This is a genomic window from Mesorhizobium sp. M0340 (assembly GCF_040321535.1).
GTDB lineage: Bacteria > Pseudomonadota > Alphaproteobacteria > Rhizobiales > Rhizobiaceae > Mesorhizobium.
The window spans coordinates 34,985-52,293 of record NZ_JAMYRR010000020.1 but is presented as its reverse complement, the minus strand read 5'-3'; the positions used below and the strand labels follow the sequence as shown (position 1 = coordinate 52,293).

Below are 17,309 nucleotides of genomic sequence, written 5' to 3'. Positions count from 1 at the left end.
CTCAGGCGGCATTCGCCGCTTGCGCGCGGGGGATGCGCTTGTAGACCTCCAGCGCGTTCAGCCCCATGATCTTGTTCTTCCAGGCAGGAGGGATTTGCAGCGTGTTGGCATCGTCGTAGTCCCAATGCGGATAGTCGGAGGCAAACATCAGCGTGTTTTCACCGTCCATCGCTTCGAGAGTGGACCAGAGATGCTGAATATTTGCGGGCTGCTCCAGCGGCTGTGTGGAAAAGCGGATGTTGCGCCGGCAATATTCGGAAGGCAGCATCTTCAGCCATGGCGTCTCTTTTCGTAGGGCTTTGTAATCTGCGTCCAGGCGCCACAGCACCGACGGCACCCAGGCGACGCCGCATTCGATGACCACGAAGTAGAGGTCCGGCCATTTTTCGAAGACGCCATGCGCAATCATGCTTGCGACATGCGAAATTGCCGACATGTGCAGGATAGCATGGGTCTCCCAGAAGAATGTCGTCGGCGCAGGAGCGATCGCAGTCGAATTCACGCCGCCATGGCCGCCCAGATGTATGGCAAAGGGCAGCCCCACCTCGGCGCATGCTTCGTAGATCGGATGGTAAAACGGATCGCCATAGGGCTTGACGGAGCCTTGCGAGGCAAGAACCTGAACCATGCGCGGATGATTGCCCAGGCGGCGTATCTCGGCGGCCGCGAGCTTCGGATCCTGTGGCGCGATGATGATCGAGCCCATGAAGCGGTCGTCCTTCGGCAGCCATTGGTCGATCTGGTAGTCATTATAGGCGCTGACGAGGGCGCTGGCATAATAGGGATTGGCGAGAGTGGAAGCCTCGATCGGCTCATCGCCAGTCAGGATCGCCACATCGACCTTGTACTTGTCGAGGTGCTTCTCCTTCATGATGAGATAGTTGTCGGCTTCCGTCTTCGGACGGACGTCCTTGCGGGAGAAGTCCTGCGGATGAAACCAGGGACGATGGCCATGCGGGAAGGCGCCAACGGGACCTGTCTTCTCGCCTTCAACGAACATGTCCTTCCATAGGCCGGAAAGGTAAGGCTCCAGCACGGTCGCGCTTGACCAGTAATTGTGACAATCGCAGTCGACTATGAACACGTTGCTCAGCTCCGTAGCTTCAGCCTGGTCGATCTGCCGGCCGATTTCACCGAGTCCAGCTTCAGCCTTGAGTATTGTTTGATCAAGCTTATGATCCTGCGCAATATGATCGACTTTTTCGATCGGAGGTCGCGTGCAGCTAGATCACATCGAAACCTTTCTCGACATCATCGAGTCGCGAAACTTCAACCGCACCGCCGATCGGTTGGGACTGACCCAGTCGACGATCAGCACCCGCATCAAGAATCTGGAGAGTGCGATCGGGTCGGAGCTCTTTCAGCGCGGGCGCGCCGGTGCTGAGCCGACAGCCGCAGGGCGGCGGTTCGAGGCCTACGCCAGGTCCTTGCTGTCGACCTGGTCGCAAGCTCGACACGACGTACGAGCGTTCAACCGCTTCGAGGGCACCTTGCGCATCGCCGCACAGGTGGGCATGACCCGCTCGGTCCTGCCCGGATGGGTCGAGACATTGTGCCAGGCGCTTCCAAAATCCTCGATCCATGTCGAGTCAGATTATTCGAACCAGATGGTCAGCGACCTAAGCATGGGAAATCTGGATATCGCCGTCCTTTATGCGCCTCGCTATCTGCCTGAGATCGCCTACGAACATCTGATGGTGGAGGAATATGTAATGGTTTCGACGGCTGCCAGAACGCTGTCCGACGTCGACCCTGAAACCTACATTCGCCCGGGCTACACCGCCGTGCTGGAAAAGACGCACGCAGAACTGCTGGCCCAACTGGCGATCTGCCGGCTTTCGACGGGATCGGAAACTCTTGCGGAGATCATGCTGCGGCGAACGGGCGGCACCTGCTACATGCGCAGCGATGATGCGCGCAGGTTCACAGCTGAACTCCCATCGTTCCTCGTCGAGGGAGCGCCGACGCTGCACCAGCCAGTCCATACCGCGATACTTGCGCGCCGCAAACACGAACCCATCATTCGCAAAGGCATCCGAGCTCTCCAGGTGGCTGTCATGTCACTGGAAGTTTAATCGAAATTGCCGATCATAAAGGTAGGATTGCGCGGCTGTTCAGCGGGTTTTGAAATGGCATCTTGGCTCGACTTCAAACCCGAGTTGAATGATGAACGCACACGCCGCCTTTGGGCCTTCCGGCTTCGTCCCGACGAAGCGTCATCGGCATTGGGCCCAGAGCACGCCGCAACTTGTGCTCTGCCGGCGCGTGATCGACGAAACGCACGATGTGAAAACATTCGTTCTCACAGCCGTTTCAGATCGGATGTTCTGCTTCAGCGCTGGCCAGTATGTTCTGGTGCACCTTACGATCGACGGTGCCGCAGTGACGCGCTCCTACTCTGTTTCGTCACCGCCGACGCGACCGCTCGACCTGCAGATTACCGTGAAACGAACGCCGGGCGGGCTCGTTTCGAATTGGCTGCATGACAATTTGAAGCCCGGCGATGGGATCGAGATCGAAGGGCCGCTCGGCTCGTTCAATCTCGACGATCTGCCGCACGGAAAGTCCCTTTTCCTTTCGGGTGGCAGCGGGATAACGCCCGTCATGTCGATGCTGCGCGCATTTACCGACCGCGCAGCCGACCAGGATATCCGCTTCATTCACAGTGCGAGAACGCCGGGCGACATCATCTTTCGGCTAGAACTGGACGCACTTGCCGCTCGCTTTCCCAATGTTCAAGTGACTTGCATTTGCAGTCAGGAAGACCCGGCATGGACGGGTCCAACCGGGCGAATGAATAGTGAGATGCTCCTGACCTTGGTTCCCGATCTCCACAGCCGCACGGTGTTTGCCTGTGGGCCGGAATCCTACATGAAGGCGGCGCGCAGCTGCCTCGGCGCAATCGGCCTCGCTCCTTCCCAGTATCATGAAGAGAGCTTCGGAGGCGGCAACGTTTCGCGCTCGGCGTTGGCTCCAAAGATTTCGTCTTCGGTCCGCTTCGCCCTCTCCGGCATTGCGCATCACTGCGCGCCCGGAGAGACCTTGCTGGAAGCGGCGCGCCAATGTGGGGTCTACGTTCCCACCGCTTGCCAGCAAGGGATTTGCGGTACGTGCCGGATTGCCAAGCTGTCCGGCGAAGTCGTCATGGACGACCTAGGCGGGCTGACATTGGAACAAAAATCGGCAGGCTACGTCCTGGCGTGCTGCAGCCGCCCGCAAGGCGACGTTTTGCTTGATCTCTGATTCTACCCCGTCGCGGAACCAAATCGGGGCAGCCTTGCGTTCAATGACCAAGCCGTAGCGCTGCGACTGCAAGTGATTTGCATTTCCGACCCGGATGCGCTCGCCGATTCTGGCGCAGCTCACGCTGCGCATCACAAGCAACAACAGTCCTACCCAGCAGTAGGTTCGAGCTCTCATTCAGCCGTTGCATGGGATCGACCTGGACAAAAGAGGCGGTGCAGTTCCGCTCCAGCTAAACCGTCGCGGCCGGATCAGGGGCCTTGCGGTTGAGATGAACCGCAATCGAATTACGGTTCACCAAGCGGGCCGCGAGGACATGGTGTTCAAAAGATGCGGTGTCTCCTGCGAGCCTCTTCAAGAGAAGCTCGGCCGCCGTCGCGCCGACCAGATGCGCCGGCTGTGCGATGGCTGTGATACCCTGGGCCACGAACTGCATCCAGTCGAGATCGTCGAAGCAAAGCAGCGAAACGTCTCCCGGAATCGCAAGCTTCAGTGCGGATGTCGCCTCCAGAACGCCTGTCGACATCACACCGTCGGCGGTAAACAGGGCGGACGGCGCATTGCGCATTGTCAGCAGATCGAGTGCCTCCTTGCGGGCTGCCTCGCTGGAATAGACCGCTACACGGCGGATCAACTGCAGATCCGGCGAAATGCCCGCGGCGCGATGGGCTTCGAGATAACCCAACAACCGTTGCCAGCTTGGATGATGGTAGCGAACGTCCGAGCTGGAGAGATCAGCGTTTGCCACAAAGGAGCCAACATCATCGCGTTGGTCCGGCCCAAGTTCCGCCAGTATTCCAATGCGGCTGTGTCCGGCCGCGATCATCGCCGCGACGCTGTTTCGCGTTACAGAAACGTTGTCGACTACGACCGAATCGGTTTCCAGGCCCGCCACAATGCGGTCGAACTGCACGACGGGACAGCGGGCTGCGACTGCCTCACGAAGATGATCCGGCTCGTTCACGAAGGTCGACGAAACGACCAAACCGTCTACCTGCTTTTCCAGCAGCAGCTGCACCGCCTCTCGCTCGAGTTCGGCATTTTCGTCACTATTCGTAACGATAACCCCGAAACCGCCGCGGCGCGCGACGTCCCCTATTCCGCGCAGCACGCTTGCATAGAATGGGCTTTCGATGTCGCCCACGACCACCCCGATAGTCTGCGTCTTACCGGTGATCAGACCTTTGGCGACGCGATTGGGGCGATAACCCAGCGCAGCTGCTGCGGCGCGCACCTTCTCCTGGACCTCAGGGCTGCTGTAGCCGTAGCCACCAAGAACACGCCCAGCCGTGGCGGAGCTCACTCCAGCCCGGCGAGCGACTTCGATGATAGTTGCGTTCTTGGATCTTTGAGTCACTCAGCCAGTCCCGCCGACCAGTTAGGCACACCCGCAAGGCCGAACACTGCAGCACCCGCCGTTGCGCACAAACCATTTAGATCACAGCACCTCCGACAGAAAGCGCCGAAGACGCGGGCTCTGCGGATTGTCGAAAAGGTCCTCAGGTCGCCCTACCTCGACGATCCGGCCCTCGTCCATGAATACGACCTGGTTCGCGGCCTTGCGGGCGAAATTCATCTCGTGTGTTACGACCACCATCGTCATCCCGCCCCGACCGAGATCGGCCATCAAGTTCAGGACGCCTTTGACCAATTCCGGATCGAGGGCGCTGGTGACTTCGTCGAACAGCATAATTTCGGGTTCGAGGGCGAGCGCACGCGCGATGGCCACCCGCTGCTGTTGCCCGCCCGAGAGATTGGCCGGCCGATGGTCTTTGCGCTCCAGCAGTCCGACTTCATGCAGCCTGGCTAGGGCGGCGCCCTCAGCCTCCTCCCGCGACATGCGTTTAACTTTGCGCAGCGCCAGGGTGATGTTGGCGAGCGCGCTGCGGTCCGGGAACAGATTGAACTGCTGGAAAACCATGCCGACGCGCCGCCGGAGTTGGTCAGGGGTCTGTTTGTAGATGCTTTCGCCATCGAGTAGAATGTCACCGGCTCGACACTCTACGAGGCGGTTGAGGCAACGCAGCAAGGTCGACTTGCCCGAGCCGGACGGCCCGATGAGACAGGTGACAGTCCCGGGCTCCACTTTCAGACTGACGTCATGGAGCACCTGGACGGCGCCATAGGCCATGTCGATATTCTTGACCTCGATGCCGCCGCCCTTGAAGCGCGTGGCCGCCGCTACGGGCAACTTCGCTGAGCCCGGCACGACGGCTTCGGCAAGCTCGGCGACTTCCTTGAGGCCGCTCTGCACAGCGGTGATACGTTTGCCGACGCGCATGCGCGCGTCGATGTAATTGACGAGGTGGGTCAGCGGCACCGTGATCACGAGATAGAACACGCCGGCCAGCAAGAGCGGTGACAAGTTGCCGGTCAGCACGGCCTGGTCCTGGCCGACGCGGAACAGTTCGCGTTCGGAGGCGAGAAGGCCAAGGAAATAGACCAGGCTGGAGTCCTTGACGTTACCGATGAACTGGTTGACCAGTGCAGGCAGGACGCGGCGGATGCCTTGCGGGATCACCACCAGGCGCATGCCTTGGCCGTACGTCATACCGAGAGTGCGCGTTGCGTCGATCTGACCACGCTCGACGCTCTGAATGCCGGCGCGAAAAATCTCTCCGATGTAGGCGCCGGCAATCAGGCTGAGTGCCAGAATGCCCAGCGGATAAGGCGATGGACCGAACAGATCTCGGCCCAACCGCGCGAAGCCTTGGCCAATAATCAGGATCGTGACAATGGCGGGAAGCCCGCGGAAGATATCGGTGTAGACTCGGGCAAGGAGTTTGAGCGGCCGATTTTCGGAAATCCCCATGACGGCGAGGACGATACCGATCAGCGTCCCGAAAAACGTCGAGGCAAGGGCCAGGATCAGGGTGTTCTTGAGGCCCACCATAACCATGTTTGGCAGAACTTCTGCCATCGCCTGGAAATCTAGGAAGCTGCGCGAGAAGGTATCGAACCAGCTCATATCAAGTCCATCTATAACTCGGCCGGGCACCGTTGCTCACGGGCCCGGCCGGAAAATTGTAACGAAGTCGCGCGAATTTACTTCTTGGGCAGATATTGATCCGGCATCGGGGTGCCAGGGAACCATTTTTCGTGCAGCCGCTTCCAGGTGCCGTCGTCCATGGCCTCTCGCAGCGCCTTATTCAGCGCCTCGCGGAAGGCGTCGTTGCCCTTCTTGACGACGAAGCCGGCGGGCGCATCGAAGGACGGCACGTTCATTGTTATCTTCAGGTTCTTATAGCGCTCCACATACTGCTTGGCCGACTCATAGTCAGTGAAATGGCCATCAATCGTTCCGTTGTTCAGCGCCGCCACCGCAGTGTTGTTGTCGGGGAATTTGACGATGTCGCCCTTGAGATTCTTCTCTGCATAGATCTCCTGCAGCGTCCCCTGGATGACGCCGATGCGCTTTCCCGCTGTGCTCTCATTGCTCGTCAGAGCCGGATCGGCCGAAATAATCGACAGGTAGCCGGCGAGATAGCCGTCGCCAAAATCCACGGTCTTCTTGCGCTCCGCGGTCGTGCCAATGGCTGCGACAGCGACGTCGAAGCGACCGTTGGCGACAGACGGAAGTAGCGCCGAGAATTCCTGGCCGGTGAAAACGACCTGCTCCTCCTTGAACCCGAGCCGGCGCGCCACGTCGCGGAAGAGTTCAGCATCGAAGCCGGTGAAGTTGCCGTTGGCATCGGTGAAGACATAGGGTTTCGCATCGCCCATGGTTCCGACGCTGATCACCGCCGGGTCGATGAGGTTGTAGGGGTTGTCGGCCGCTTTTGCCTGTGTTGACGAGGCCAACGTGCCAAGTCCTGTCACCAGCGCGATAGTCAGCGCCAGACCGGATTTCATCAGTTGGCGCCTGCTCGAACTCGTTTGCATGTCTTCTCCTCTTATCCATCAAAACGCTCTTAGGCGGCGCTCAGTATGAATGAGAACGTTATCACTTCCTTTAGCATTGTCCATTTCTCGCGTCAATTGTTCCGGAGAATTTCGCGCCTAAACGGTTTTTCCGTCTTGCACGTGCAGAGTTCCGCGGAGGATCTCCGGCGTCATCTTCCCTATGTCGATTGCTGTCGCATGGCCAATCGCCCCGTAGTATCGGCAGGTCGCGGCCGCTGCCTCCGCGGCATGACCGAGGATGTCCTGAGGCGCCTCTTCCCTGAGCAGGCCGAATAGCGTTCTGGCGATGAAGGTGTCGCCCGCGCCCAAGGTGTCGACGGGTTCGACCAGCCGCGCCGGGGTGCTGTAGGAGACGGTGTCGCTGTAAAGCACCGCGCCAGCTCGACCTCGAGTCACCAGAACCCATTTTGAACCACATGCAAGCAGTTCGGATACGATTGCAGCCAATTTATCGTCGTTGAGACCGTCGCCCGAGACGGAGGCCAGATAGCAATAGCGCCCAATCTCGCGCCGGTGTCCCGGCTCCCGCCGTGTAGAAAAATCGTAAGATAACAGGGATTTACTCGATACCGCGGCAACCCACGGGTCTAACCCGCTGGATTGGCCGATGTGGACGGCCTGAAAGCCCGAGAGAAAATGCAGATCTTCTTGCGTCGGCGTGAACATCGAGACGCCGAGGTCGAAGTCCAGGAAGATCCGATCGGCGTTTCGGTGACCTATGACGCAATAGGCGGTCGGCCCTTCGAGGCGCCGCAATCGGGTGACGTCCACGCGCTCCGACGCTAGTGCGGCGTGGATCAAGTCCCCTGCCCGGTCCTTGCCGATCGCTCCAACATAGGCCGACTGCCCGCCGAAGCGGCTGACATAGACCGAGACATTGAGACAGTTTCCTCCGGGGAACATCTCGCCGCGAGCAAGATAACAATCGACCACGTTATCGCCCATCGCGGCAATCTTGACCATTGCATGACTTTCAGTTTAAAGGATATGAGAACGTTCGCACAATCAGCACTACCTGTCAATTGTGCCCCGGCCAAGCTTGTCAACGAGACGAGGAAGCTCATGATTTCCGCCCTGCCTGCCGACGTAGAACGCGCCCTGACCGCGACGGCGGGGAGGCAGTTTTCGCATCTATTCCTCGTGGCGTGCGGCGGCTCGCTCTCGATCATGATGGCAGGCAAATACTTCGTCGACCGTCACAGCGGCACATTCGCCTGCGACATCTACAACGCGGATGAGTTCGTCTGCCGAGACCCACGACGGTTGGGGCCTGACACGCTCGTTGTCCTTTGCTCGCAGACCGGAACCACCAAGGAGACCGTGCGAGCGGCAAATCACGCAAGAAATCGAGGCGCAACGACAATCGGTATGACGCTCGACCAGATGTCGCCCCTCGCGCGCGCCGTCGACCACGCAGTCGCCTATCAGGCCTCCTACACGACGGGCAAAGCAATCAATTCAGCCTGCAGCAATTACGGCGTGCTCTATATGTTGCTCGCCGGCTTGATCGATGCTCGGGAAAATGCCGGGCTAACCGCCGATCTGCTGATGAGCCTGAGCCATCTTCAGCCGGCGATCGAACGTGCGCACCGGACCTATGCCGCCCGGTTTCAGGCCTTCGCACCCCGTTTCGCGCCGCGCAAAGCGATCTACACACTGGCCGGCGGTGCCAGCTATGGTGCGGCTTATTCGTACGCCATCTGCGTGTTGATGGAGATGCAGTGGTACGACTCGCAAGCCATACACGCCAACGAATTCTTTCACGGCCCATTTGAGGTGGTGGACCGGGACGCTTGCTTCGTGGTCTTGCTGGGTTTGGACGAAACGCGGAGCCTTTCCGAACGCGCCCGCGATTTCCTTTTCAAGTACGGCAGCCGGGAAAACATCCTGGTGCTCGATGGAGCGGAACTCGACCTCAGCGGTATGTACGAACATATCAAACCCTATCTCGTGCCCTTGGTCTTCTTCGACAGTCTATGGCGTTTTGCCTACGAGCTGGCCAGTTTGCGCGGCCGGCCAATGCTTGAGGGCCGGCGCTACATGAAGAAGCTCACCGATTACTAGTTCCGCCGCACTCTGCAGCGATCCAACAACCCCCAGCCCGTCTTCTGCAAAGAAGGATTTCTCTATGACTGCATTCCCAAAGCCCCGCCATGTCGTTGTTATCGGCGCGGGCATCTTCGGAATCTCTTCCGCCTTGCACCTTGCTCGTCTTGGCGTTGATGTAACCATTGTCAACGACGGCGCGCCCGCCAATGGCGCATCCGGCCGTTCACTTTCCTGGCTGAACTCAGCGCGACGTACCGACACTGCCTACCACCGCTTGAGGCTTGCAGGCATCGACCGTTATCGGACCCTGGCCGCCACAAGGCCGGAAACGGGATCGTGGCTTCGCTTTGACGGCGGCCTCACCTGGGATGCGGATGATGAGACGAACCAGATCGCGTCCATCTGCCAGCTGGAGCAGGATATTGGCTATCACGCGCTTCTGATCGGCCCTGCCGAAGTCGGTGCAGTGGTGCCCGGCGTCAACGCCAGCGCCATCACCCCGCAGGGTGCCATTTTCAATCCTGGCGAAGGATGGGTTGACCTGCCCTGCCTGATCGATCTGCTGCTCAATGAGTTCCGCTCCCGCGGCGGCAAACTCGTTCAGAACGCTGGACGCGTGCGGATAGATACCACAGATGGTCGCGCGTGTGGCGTCGTCACTGCCGACGGTATGCCGTTAGAGGCGGATGCAGTGGTGCTTGCCGTTGGGCCAGCGACGCCCGCCATGCTTGCGAAGATCGGAGTTCATGTCCCCGACGCCACCCCGATTTCACTTCTCTTGAAGACCAAGCCGATCAAGACCGAGCTCCGTGCCGTGCTGAATACGCCCCGCGTGGCGGTGCGCCCGACGCCGGATGGCGCACTTGTTTTGGATTCGGCGTGGTCGGAGGAAGAAGTCGTGGTCAACTCCGACGGAACCTACACCGTGCACGACAAGACCGTCAAAGGACTGCTCGAGGAGGCCAGCGCCGTGCTCGAGGGCAATCCGCGGCTCCAACTCGCTACCTATGCAGTTGGCCCGAAGCCCATCCCTGGCGACGGCGAGCCAGTGCTTGGCTCCGTCGAGACCGTTGCCGGGCTTCACGTCGCCTTTAGCCACAGCGGCGCCACGCTTGGACTGATCGTCGGCGAATTGCTTGCCAAAGAAATCGCCTCAGGCAATCCGCATCCCATGCTTGCAACGTTCCGCCCTAATCGTTTCAGCTGAAAGGGCAATTGGGGCAAGGCCGAACCGTCCAGATGGGCCGCGGGCCTGGGGAATCTTGCCCTTACCGAGAGAGGGGTGACAGGATCGCGTGATCAGGACGTCGTCTTACGGCAACAGAGACGGCGAGGAATGTCGGCGCTTCGCGTCCAAGCGCGACACGCCCAAAGATGAATGCCCCGCAAATTATGGTCAGATAGCCACTCGCGATCCACTGGAGTGCGCTGACCGCGACAAGTTGCAAGCCTCCGCATCCGCGAAAACCAGATAACCCCGCACGATCATGAGCCCCGTTCCACCAGAACGAACAAATTTCACCTTGTTGAGAGAGGGCCCGCCTTGCGGCGTGCGAGGGGTCGCCAGTGTCCAGGCCAGTGACTTGACCAAGCCTTGACCAAGTGTCAGCATTGCGCCTATTGTCGTGTACAGCGATTGTCGGGTAATCCACACTCAGCTCAACGGTAATGAACACGGCTCGCCACGAGGGCCCCGACGCGTACAAGGACAGGAAATGCCCATCACGGTGAAAGTTGGCGAGGCCAAGACGCATCTCTCGGAACTGCTTTCAAGGGTCGAAGCAGGCGAGGAGGTGATTATTTCGCGCGGCAACGATCCCATCGCTAAACTGTCGCGGATTCAACGGCGCAACGACGTCGAAGCCGTGATCGAAGAGATCAGCGCTGCCCGCGCCCGCGCCAAGCCCGTGACGCAGGACGAAATTCGGGCCTGGCGCGATGAAGGGCGCCGCGCTTGATGGCGATCATCGTCTGATGCCTTTCGTTGTCGACCTTTCCATGGCGGCTGCCTGGATTCTTCCTGATGAAGACAGCGAGGCGGCGGCCGCCCTGATGCGACAATTGCCGGGAACAACAGCGCCTGTCCCTTCCCTGTTCTGGCACGAGGCGCGGAACGTCGTACTGATTGCCGAGCGGCGTGGCCGCATCGCGGCGGGCGAAGCTGCCACCACCATGGCACGGCTGCGCCGATTGCCGCTGGAGGATGCGGGTGGCGGGTCGGACGGCGCGGTGCTGACGCTAGCGGCTTCGCACGGGCTCAGCGCCTATGACGCCGCCTATCTTGCGCTGGCAATCGAAACCGAGTTGCCGCTGGCCACCCTCGATCGCAAGCTCGCACTTGCCGCGCGCCGCCAGGGAGTCCGAATTCTCGGGCCGCTCGCGAATGGAAACTGACCTCTTTGCTCGACCACCTGCCTATGTTGTTCGACGTGCCGAAGCCTTCGACCCTCTCGATTCCGAGCTGCCCTTGGACGCCGCGATTTTCTCGCCGAACTTTGACCGACAACGACCTGGGCAACCTGCGCATCTGGCCAGGAAGGCATTTGTGCCCAGAGGGGCCTGCCCCGCCGGTCGGCCGGCAACACGGAAAAATCCTGTTTGCGCAAAAAAGGGCACAAGGGGCCTTGGCATTCAATAACGCGCCGATATGCGGAAGGGTGGCTGCAATGCTGGGGGCCAGATTTTCCTGGCATGCCGCCTCATCCCTTCGACGAGGCCGGAGTGGTATAGCCGACCCATTGAACCATCGCCGACAAGGCAGCCGCGCGCCAGACACAAGCCGCGTCGGGACGATCCACACGTATCCAACTGTCGGCGAGCGCAGCATCGAAACGGCCGGCGCCGGAAAAGCGGCCGGAACAGAAAGAAGCGCGAGCCGGCCAACGACGCTGAGGCGACCTTGGATCGTGGCCGCGGTGTAGAATCCGAGCCGGGCTTTCTGGAGCCCAAGAACAACCGCTTTCGATGAGAGGCGGTATATCGAGACAATCGGGCCTTCGAGCAACGGTCGCGCGTTTGCGCCTGAGCGCAACGGCCTGATGGTGCTGCGCGGCTACGCCTACCTCAACTGCGGGAACAGACACTAAGACCCCGGTGGTCTACCTTGTGGGAATCAGGTGGAGTGCAGACTTCCCGCCCTTCACAGCCGCCGTCGACAGCTTGCGGTCAAAGCTTGCAAGCTGGCCGCCACGCGCCTTGGCGAGCGCGAGAAGGTAGGTATCGGTGACCTGTGCCGAGGTCAGGATTTTCGCTGCATCGATATCGCCAGAGCCAACCAGGCTCACATCGTCGGGCCAGAAGCTGTGCCCGTGCAGAGTCCGCAACTTGCTAACGATTTGCGCAACGACGGCGGGCGAGCCGGGACAATTGGGATATCTTTGGTTGCCGACGATGCGCAGGACGCCGTTTTCGGTGATGGGACACGTAGCCCATGCGCCGTTACCGGTCACTTCGAACCAGCCATGGGCGTCGTCATGGGCGACGTGGCCAGGATCGATCAGCGCGACCAGTACATTGACATCGAGCAGGAACGTCAAGGCAGTTCGTCTCGCAAGGCGTTGACCGTCTCAAGCGTGACAGGAGGTGCATCCGGCCGAGGCGACAGAAGAGGAATCCCGTTACGCTCGCCGCCGGCTTGAGGCCGGCGCAGCGAGCGCCGTGCGAGATCGGTGATGACCTCGCCGAGGCTGCGATCCTGCTGCTGGGCGATGGCCTTGGCCGCGACCAGGACATCGTCATCGATCGCCAGTGTGGTTCTCATATCGCCCTCCTTGGGGCGCATCAAACATCACGCATCATATAGATTACCGACGTCGGATACTCAAGCGGTGCGAAAAGCCGGCAGACTTTGCGGGGAACACGTTTTGCGCCGGAAGCATCGTCGCTCCGCGGCTTCAACCTTTGTATGCGACGAGAACTGCGCCCGCTGCAATCAGTGAAACGCCAAGCCAGTTCGGCAGGGAGAATTGCTTACTGAGGAAAACCACGCCGAATACCGTGTCAAGCGCGACACTTAGCTTGGCGTCACCAAGCAACCCCCCTCCCATAATGGAGCACCAGGGCTGCGATGAAGTATCTTGATTGTGTTGCTGACGTCAGCCAGATCCCGCTACGTCGACAATGGCCTTGATCAGACCGGGCTTCTGCTGCGCCCAGATCGCAATATCGCGTGGGCTGTCGCGCAGGGTGGTGCGGTGGGTGACGAGCTGGTCGATTGGTATTTTCCCAGCGCGGATCGAGGCAATGACGTGCTGGAAATCCCCGCGCGTCGCGTTGCGACTGCCGATCAGCATCATTTCCCGCTTGTGGAACTCTGGATCGGAGAAGGTTATGTCGTCCGGCACGACGCTGACCATCACCATGACACCGCCATGGGCAACATAGGCAAAGGCAGACTGCATCGAACGGCTGTTTCCCGTTGCGTCGAAGACGACGTCGAAACCTGCTCCCGCAGTTCGCTCGGCTATCGTTTCGATGATCGATCCCTTCGACCCGTCGATCACCAGGAAACCCAATTGCCTTGCGGTGAAGGCGAGCCGCTGGGCATCGACGTCCATGACGGTCACGTTGAGTTGCGCCATACGCGCAAAGAGCGCGGTGCCGAGGCCGATCGGCCCGGCGCCGATAACCAAGGTGCGATTGCCCGGCCCCGCCATGGATCTGCGGACCGCGTGAGCACCAACGGCCAGAAACTCGACCGCGGCAGCCTCGACCGGTGACAGGCCGGCCGCTGGAATCAAATTCTGCGCCGGCACGAGAATCTGCTCACTCATGGCACCGTCACGGTGCACGCCAAGCACCTCGATCGACATGCAGCAGTTCGGCTTGCCCTGGCGGCAGGCGGCACAATTTCTGCAGGTAAGATAGGGATTGACGAGGATTTGCTCTCCGACCGACAGGTCCACAGGCGCGTTGATTGCGGCGATCGTTCCCGAAACCTCATGGCCCATGACGCGCGGATAGGCGAGATAAGGATGCCTGCCCTCGAAGATGTGGTAGTCGGTTCCGCATATCCCGACAAAGGCGACATCGACCAGTGCCCAGCCTTCGGGCGGAGTGCCTGGTGCCTGCTGCTCCTCAAACACCAGCCTGCCCGGCTCAGCGCATCGCACGACTTTGATGGTGGGGTCCATGACTGCAGTTCACGCCCTTGCTAAGCTGGAGTCCGGCAACAGGAAGTGGTCCGGCGGTGCAATCCGCCGGACCCGCTGGTGGATCACTCGAAGTCCTTGACGTTCTGCAGCGTCACCAGTCCGGCGCCGGTATCCACATTGGCCTCGACGGATTCGCCACGTATGGCCTTGACGACAGTGTCGATGCCAAGCTCACCCATTTTCGCGGGAAATTGAGCTACGCTGGCGTCCTCTGCTCCCGACTTGATCGCTTCGATCTCACCGCAGCACGCGTCGAAGCCGACCACTATGAGGTTGTCGTTGGCAATGCCGGCATTGCTGATCGACTTGACGGCGCCAGGGATCGGCGGGCCGCAGGCCGAGTAGATTGCCTTGAGATCCGGATTGGCGGTCAGGATGTCTTCGGTCACTGACGTACCAAGCTCCAGCGTGCAGTTGGTTGCACCTTTGCCGACGACATCGACCTTGACGTCGCCCAGTCCCTCCATCATGCCCGTGACCCGGTCATCCAGAGCCGGCACGCCGGGAACGCCTTGCAAGATGCCGATCTTGTCACCGCTCTTGAGCACCGTCTTGAGATACTCTCCGGCGATCTTGCCGCCGTTGAGGTTGTTGGTCGAGACTAATGCCGTCTGGCCTTTCCAGTTAGGGATGCTGTTGTCGACGAGAACCACCTTGATGCCGGCGGCCACCGCCTTGTCGAGCGCCGGCGCGACCGTCGGGTCGACTGGAGTGATTGCCAGCCCCTTGACGCCTTGCGTGATCATGGATTCGATCAGAGCGATCTGGCCTTCAATGTCGGTAGCCGCCTGGCCCTGGCCGGTGACCAGTTCGATCTCCGGATGAGCGGCCGCGTATTTCTTGGCGGCGTCCTCCATGGTCGAGTAGAACGGCACCGGGAATTTCGTAATCAGGCCGACCTTGATCTTGTCTGCGGCCGAAGCCGGCACGGAAAGCGCAATCGCGATCGCCAGCCCTGCGAAGAGTTTTCGGTTCATTGGCATTTGTATTCCTCCCTTGGATTGAGACGCCTCCCGGCGGGAGACGCTTCAGGCATTTGCGGACCTGAAAGGTCCCCAAATTTCGAACGGGTCAGGCTCCAACGATCATGGAAACCAGTTCCTGTTTGTTGCCCTTGGTCGGCACCAGTTCGCCGACTTTGCGGCCCTGGCGAAGCACCACCGCGCGATCGGCGAGCTCGACGACGTGTTCCATGTTGTGAGTGATCAGGATGACGGCATTGCCTTGGTCGCGGAGCGCAGCGACCAAATTGAGCACCTGGCGTGATTCACGCAGGCCGAGTGCGGCGGTCGGCTCATCCAGAATGACAACCTTGCGGGCGAACACGGTCGAGCGGGCCACGGCGATCGCTTGCCTTTGACCGCCAGACATCATGGCGACGACGGCATCCAGCCGCGGCAAGGTAACCTTCAGATTTGCCAGCAGAGCGCGGGTCTCGGCGTCCATCCGGCGCTGCTGCAGAAACCGCAGGCCGCGCGGAAGCCATTGCGGGCCAGCCAGCTCGCGGCCGGCGAAGAAGTTCTGCCCCGGTGTCAGATTGTCGAACAGCGCCAGATCCTGGTAGACGGTCTCGATGCCGGCGAAGCGCGCATCCGCAGGGGAGCGTATCTGCGTTGGCGCGCCGTCCAACAGGATCGCGCCGGCATCGAGTTGGTGCACCCCGCTGATGCATTTGGTCAGCGTCGACTTACCCGCGCCATTGTCGCCGAGCAGGCCAACGATCTCGCCGCGCCGCACCTCGATGCTGACGTCGTCCAGGGCCAGCACCGAACCGAAACGCTTGGTAGCACCGCGTACCGCCAAAACGGGATGGTCGGAGGCGGCGTGATCGACTTTGGCCGCAACGGCGCTCATGACTGCCTCCCGGCTTGCAGGACACGCACACGCCCTTCGAGGTAATTGCGCAGCACGTCGGACTCGACCGCGATCACGATGACCACGCCGATGACGATGAGCTGGAAAAAGACGTTGACGTTGAGCAGGTTGAGCGCGTTGCGAATGACGCCGATCATGATGGCGCCGATCAGGGCATGGCCGAGGTGGCCGCGACCGCCAAGAAAGCTGGCGCCGCCAATGATCACGGCCGCAATCGTGTCCAGTTCGAGCAGATTGCCGAACAGCGGCGAACCGGCGTCGGTACGGCCGGCAAGTATGACGGAACCGATGCCGGCGCACAGTCCTGAGATCACATAGACCGAAACCAGCACCCAGGACACGGGAATACCCATGCGCAGCGCGGCGTCGGGCCGGCCGCCGACGGCATAAATCCAGCGCCCCCAGACCATGGTTTTGGCCATGATGAAAAGGACCGCGGCAACGCCTGCAACCACGAAAACCGATCCAGGCAGGCCCCAAACCGCCTCGCGGCCAAGCGCATCGATCGAATCCGGCATGCCAGGGATGGCGCGCCCATCGGCCAGTTGCAGGGCCAGCCCCTTGGCGATGCTCAATGTTGCCAGCGTGATGATGAAGGGATGCGGCAGTCGGCCGAAGACGTAGAACAGCCCGTTGACGGCGCCGACCGCGCCACCGCAGCCAACCATCACCGCGATCACAACGAAGGCAGGGGCGCCGGCATGAAAGCTCAGCGCGCCGACGACGGAAGCCAGTGCAAGGTTCGAACCGACGGAGAGATCGATGCCGCGTGTCAGGATGACCAGATGCTGACCCATCGCGACAACCGAGATGACGGCGGTCTGGGCCAGGATGTTGCCGAGATTGCGACCTGTCAGGAAATAGGGCGACAGAAAGCTGAGGACGGCGATCAGCAGCACGAGGATGACCACCGGACCAGCGCTCAGCAGCATCAGGCCGAGCGCAAGGCCGGGAACGGCTTCTGACTTCCTGGATGCTGGCAACGCGGCCTCGCCGACAGTCGTGCCGGTGTTTCCCGTTTCAGGCAAATTTCCCCTCCCCGCCGCGGCCCGTACGAGCCGCGTCGTCAAAAACTCAATTTGTGTT

The 17,309-nt window shown here is 60.6% G+C and carries 17 protein-coding genes and 1 pseudogene; 6 read left to right on the top strand and 12 right to left on the bottom strand.

Translation table 11 applies throughout. The features are described from left to right. Window position 1: 1 nt before the first annotated feature. Window positions 2-1,084: an amidohydrolase family protein gene (locus NKI79_RS24740; RefSeq protein WP_352647120.1), complete on the bottom strand. Its 1,083-nt coding sequence runs from the start codon at window positions 1,082-1,084 to the stop codon at window positions 2-4. A gap of 133 nt (window positions 1,085-1,217) precedes the next feature. Here NKI79_RS24740 and NKI79_RS24735 point away from each other — a divergent pair, with 133 nt between their 5' ends. Together NKI79_RS24735 and NKI79_RS24730 are read left to right on the top strand one after the other, a co-directional pair. Continuing rightward, window positions 1,218-2,075, top strand: a complete 858-nt coding sequence (locus NKI79_RS24735; protein WP_352647118.1) for a LysR family transcriptional regulator — start codon at window positions 1,218-1,220, stop codon at window positions 2,073-2,075. Between the two features lie 91 nt (window positions 2,076-2,166). Beyond that, a complete protein-coding gene (locus tag NKI79_RS24730) occupies window positions 2,167-3,243 on the top strand; it encodes an FAD-binding oxidoreductase (RefSeq protein WP_352805248.1) in 1,077 nt (358 codons plus the stop codon). A 232-nt stretch (window positions 3,244-3,475) separates the two neighbouring features. Here NKI79_RS24730 and NKI79_RS24725 read toward each other — a convergent pair whose 3' ends face one another. The 4 genes from NKI79_RS24725 to NKI79_RS24710 all read right to left on the bottom strand — a co-directional run bounded on the left by NKI79_RS24725 (window position 3,476) and on the right by NKI79_RS24710 (window position 8,109). After that, the gene (locus tag NKI79_RS24725) at window positions 3,476-4,600 is read right to left on the bottom strand and encodes a LacI family DNA-binding transcriptional regulator (protein WP_352805245.1); all 1,125 of its coding nucleotides are present in this window, start codon (window positions 4,598-4,600) and stop codon (window positions 3,476-3,478) included. 81 nt (window positions 4,601-4,681) lie between these two features. Continuing rightward, window positions 4,682-6,211 (bottom strand): amino acid ABC transporter permease/ATP-binding protein, encoded by a 1,530-nt coding sequence (locus tag NKI79_RS24720; protein WP_352805242.1) that lies wholly within the window; start codon window positions 6,209-6,211, stop codon window positions 4,682-4,684. Window positions 6,212-6,288: 77 nt separating this feature from the next. After that, window positions 6,289-7,095 carry an ABC transporter substrate-binding protein gene (locus NKI79_RS24715; RefSeq protein ID WP_352479453.1) on the bottom strand — a complete coding sequence of 269 codons (807 nt, stop codon included), beginning with the start codon at window positions 7,093-7,095 and terminating at the stop codon, window positions 6,289-6,291. Between the two features lie 147 nt (window positions 7,096-7,242). Continuing rightward, window positions 7,243-8,109, bottom strand: a complete 867-nt coding sequence (locus NKI79_RS24710) for a PfkB family carbohydrate kinase (RefSeq protein WP_352805240.1) — start codon at window positions 8,107-8,109, stop codon at window positions 7,243-7,245. 99 nt (window positions 8,110-8,208) lie between these two features. Here NKI79_RS24710 and NKI79_RS24705 point away from each other — a divergent pair, with 99 nt between their 5' ends. The 4 genes from NKI79_RS24705 (at window position 8,209) to NKI79_RS24690 (ending at window position 11,589) form a co-directional block, all read left to right on the top strand. Next, window positions 8,209-9,210: an SIS domain-containing protein gene (locus tag NKI79_RS24705; RefSeq protein WP_352479451.1), complete on the top strand. Its 1,002-nt coding sequence runs from the start codon at window positions 8,209-8,211 to the stop codon at window positions 9,208-9,210. Window positions 9,211-9,274: 64 nt separating this feature from the next. Continuing rightward, window positions 9,275-10,402 carry an NAD(P)/FAD-dependent oxidoreductase gene (locus NKI79_RS24700; RefSeq protein ID WP_352479450.1) on the top strand — a complete coding sequence of 376 codons (1,128 nt, stop codon included), beginning with the start codon at window positions 9,275-9,277 and terminating at the stop codon, window positions 10,400-10,402. Window positions 10,403-10,910: 508 nt separating this feature from the next. Next, window positions 10,911-11,153, top strand: a complete 243-nt coding sequence (locus tag NKI79_RS24695; RefSeq protein WP_292653697.1) for a type II toxin-antitoxin system Phd/YefM family antitoxin — start codon at window positions 10,911-10,913, stop codon at window positions 11,151-11,153. Beyond that, complete coding sequence (locus tag NKI79_RS24690; RefSeq protein WP_254819863.1) at window positions 11,134-11,589, top strand: type II toxin-antitoxin system VapC family toxin; 456 nt, start codon at window positions 11,134-11,136, stop codon at window positions 11,587-11,589. Before NKI79_RS24695 ends, NKI79_RS24690 begins: the two co-directional genes overlap by 20 nt. Before the next feature lie 704 nt (window positions 11,590-12,293). Here NKI79_RS24690 and NKI79_RS24685 read toward each other — a convergent pair. The 7 genes and pseudogenes from NKI79_RS24685 to NKI79_RS24655 all read right to left on the bottom strand — a co-directional run bounded on the left by NKI79_RS24685 (window position 12,294) and on the right by NKI79_RS24655 (window position 17,251). After that, window positions 12,294-12,731 (bottom strand): TA system VapC family ribonuclease toxin, encoded by a 438-nt coding sequence (locus NKI79_RS24685; protein ID WP_352805236.1) that lies wholly within the window; start codon window positions 12,729-12,731, stop codon window positions 12,294-12,296. Next, window positions 12,728-12,955, bottom strand: a complete 228-nt coding sequence (locus NKI79_RS24680) for a CopG family transcriptional regulator (RefSeq protein WP_352479447.1) — start codon at window positions 12,953-12,955, stop codon at window positions 12,728-12,730. The genes NKI79_RS24685 and NKI79_RS24680 overlap by 4 nt, the downstream gene beginning before the upstream one ends. 133 nt (window positions 12,956-13,088) lie before the next feature. Continuing rightward, window positions 13,089-13,214: pseudogene (locus NKI79_RS24675) on the bottom strand (EamA family transporter); the annotation flags it as partial. Between the two features lie 75 nt (window positions 13,215-13,289). Further along, window positions 13,290-14,315: a zinc-binding alcohol dehydrogenase family protein gene (locus tag NKI79_RS24670; protein ID WP_352805324.1), complete on the bottom strand. Its 1,026-nt coding sequence runs from the start codon at window positions 14,313-14,315 to the stop codon at window positions 13,290-13,292. Window positions 14,316-14,410: 95 nt separating this feature from the next. Continuing rightward, a complete protein-coding gene (locus NKI79_RS24665) occupies window positions 14,411-15,325 on the bottom strand; it encodes a sugar ABC transporter substrate-binding protein (RefSeq protein ID WP_352480343.1) in 915 nt (304 codons plus the stop codon). 94 nt (window positions 15,326-15,419) lie between these two features. Beyond that, window positions 15,420-16,202, bottom strand: coding sequence for an ATP-binding cassette domain-containing protein (locus tag NKI79_RS24660; protein ID WP_352480344.1), 783 nt, complete (start codon window positions 16,200-16,202; stop codon window positions 15,420-15,422). Further along, window positions 16,199-17,251: an ABC transporter permease gene (locus tag NKI79_RS24655; protein ID WP_352480345.1), complete on the bottom strand. Its 1,053-nt coding sequence runs from the start codon at window positions 17,249-17,251 to the stop codon at window positions 16,199-16,201. The genes NKI79_RS24660 and NKI79_RS24655 overlap by 4 nt, the downstream gene beginning before the upstream one ends. Window positions 17,252-17,309 lie beyond the last annotated feature (58 nt).

Bases quoted from the DNA above. Each gene is read 5' to 3' on its own strand.
- NKI79_RS24730 (WP_352805248.1), top strand. From the start codon at position 2,167: ATGAACGCACACGCCGCCTTTGGGCCTTCCGGCTTCGTCCCGACGAAG.
- NKI79_RS24720 (WP_352805242.1), bottom strand. From the start codon at position 6,211: ATGAGCTGGTTCGATACCTTCTCGCGCAGCTTCCTAGATTTCCAGGCG.
- NKI79_RS24715 (WP_352479453.1), bottom strand. From the start codon at position 7,095: ATGAAATCCGGTCTGGCGCTGACTATCGCGCTGGTGACAGGACTTGGC.
- NKI79_RS24710 (WP_352805240.1), bottom strand. From the start codon at position 8,109: ATGGTCAAGATTGCCGCGATGGGCGATAACGTGGTCGATTGTTATCTT.
- NKI79_RS24705 (WP_352479451.1), top strand. From the start codon at position 8,209: ATGATTTCCGCCCTGCCTGCCGACGTAGAACGCGCCCTGACCGCGACG.
- NKI79_RS24700 (WP_352479450.1), top strand. From the start codon at position 9,275: ATGACTGCATTCCCAAAGCCCCGCCATGTCGTTGTTATCGGCGCGGGC.
- NKI79_RS24695 (WP_292653697.1), top strand. From the start codon at position 10,911: ATGCCCATCACGGTGAAAGTTGGCGAGGCCAAGACGCATCTCTCGGAA.
- NKI79_RS24690 (WP_254819863.1), top strand. From the start codon at position 11,134: ATGAAGGGCGCCGCGCTTGATGGCGATCATCGTCTGATGCCTTTCGTT.
- NKI79_RS24680 (WP_352479447.1), bottom strand. From the start codon at position 12,955: ATGAGAACCACACTGGCGATCGATGACGATGTCCTGGTCGCGGCCAAG.
- NKI79_RS24665 (WP_352480343.1), bottom strand. From the start codon at position 15,325: ATGAACCGAAAACTCTTCGCAGGGCTGGCGATCGCGATTGCGCTTTCC.
- NKI79_RS24660 (WP_352480344.1), bottom strand. From the start codon at position 16,202: ATGAGCGCCGTTGCGGCCAAAGTCGATCACGCCGCCTCCGACCATCCC.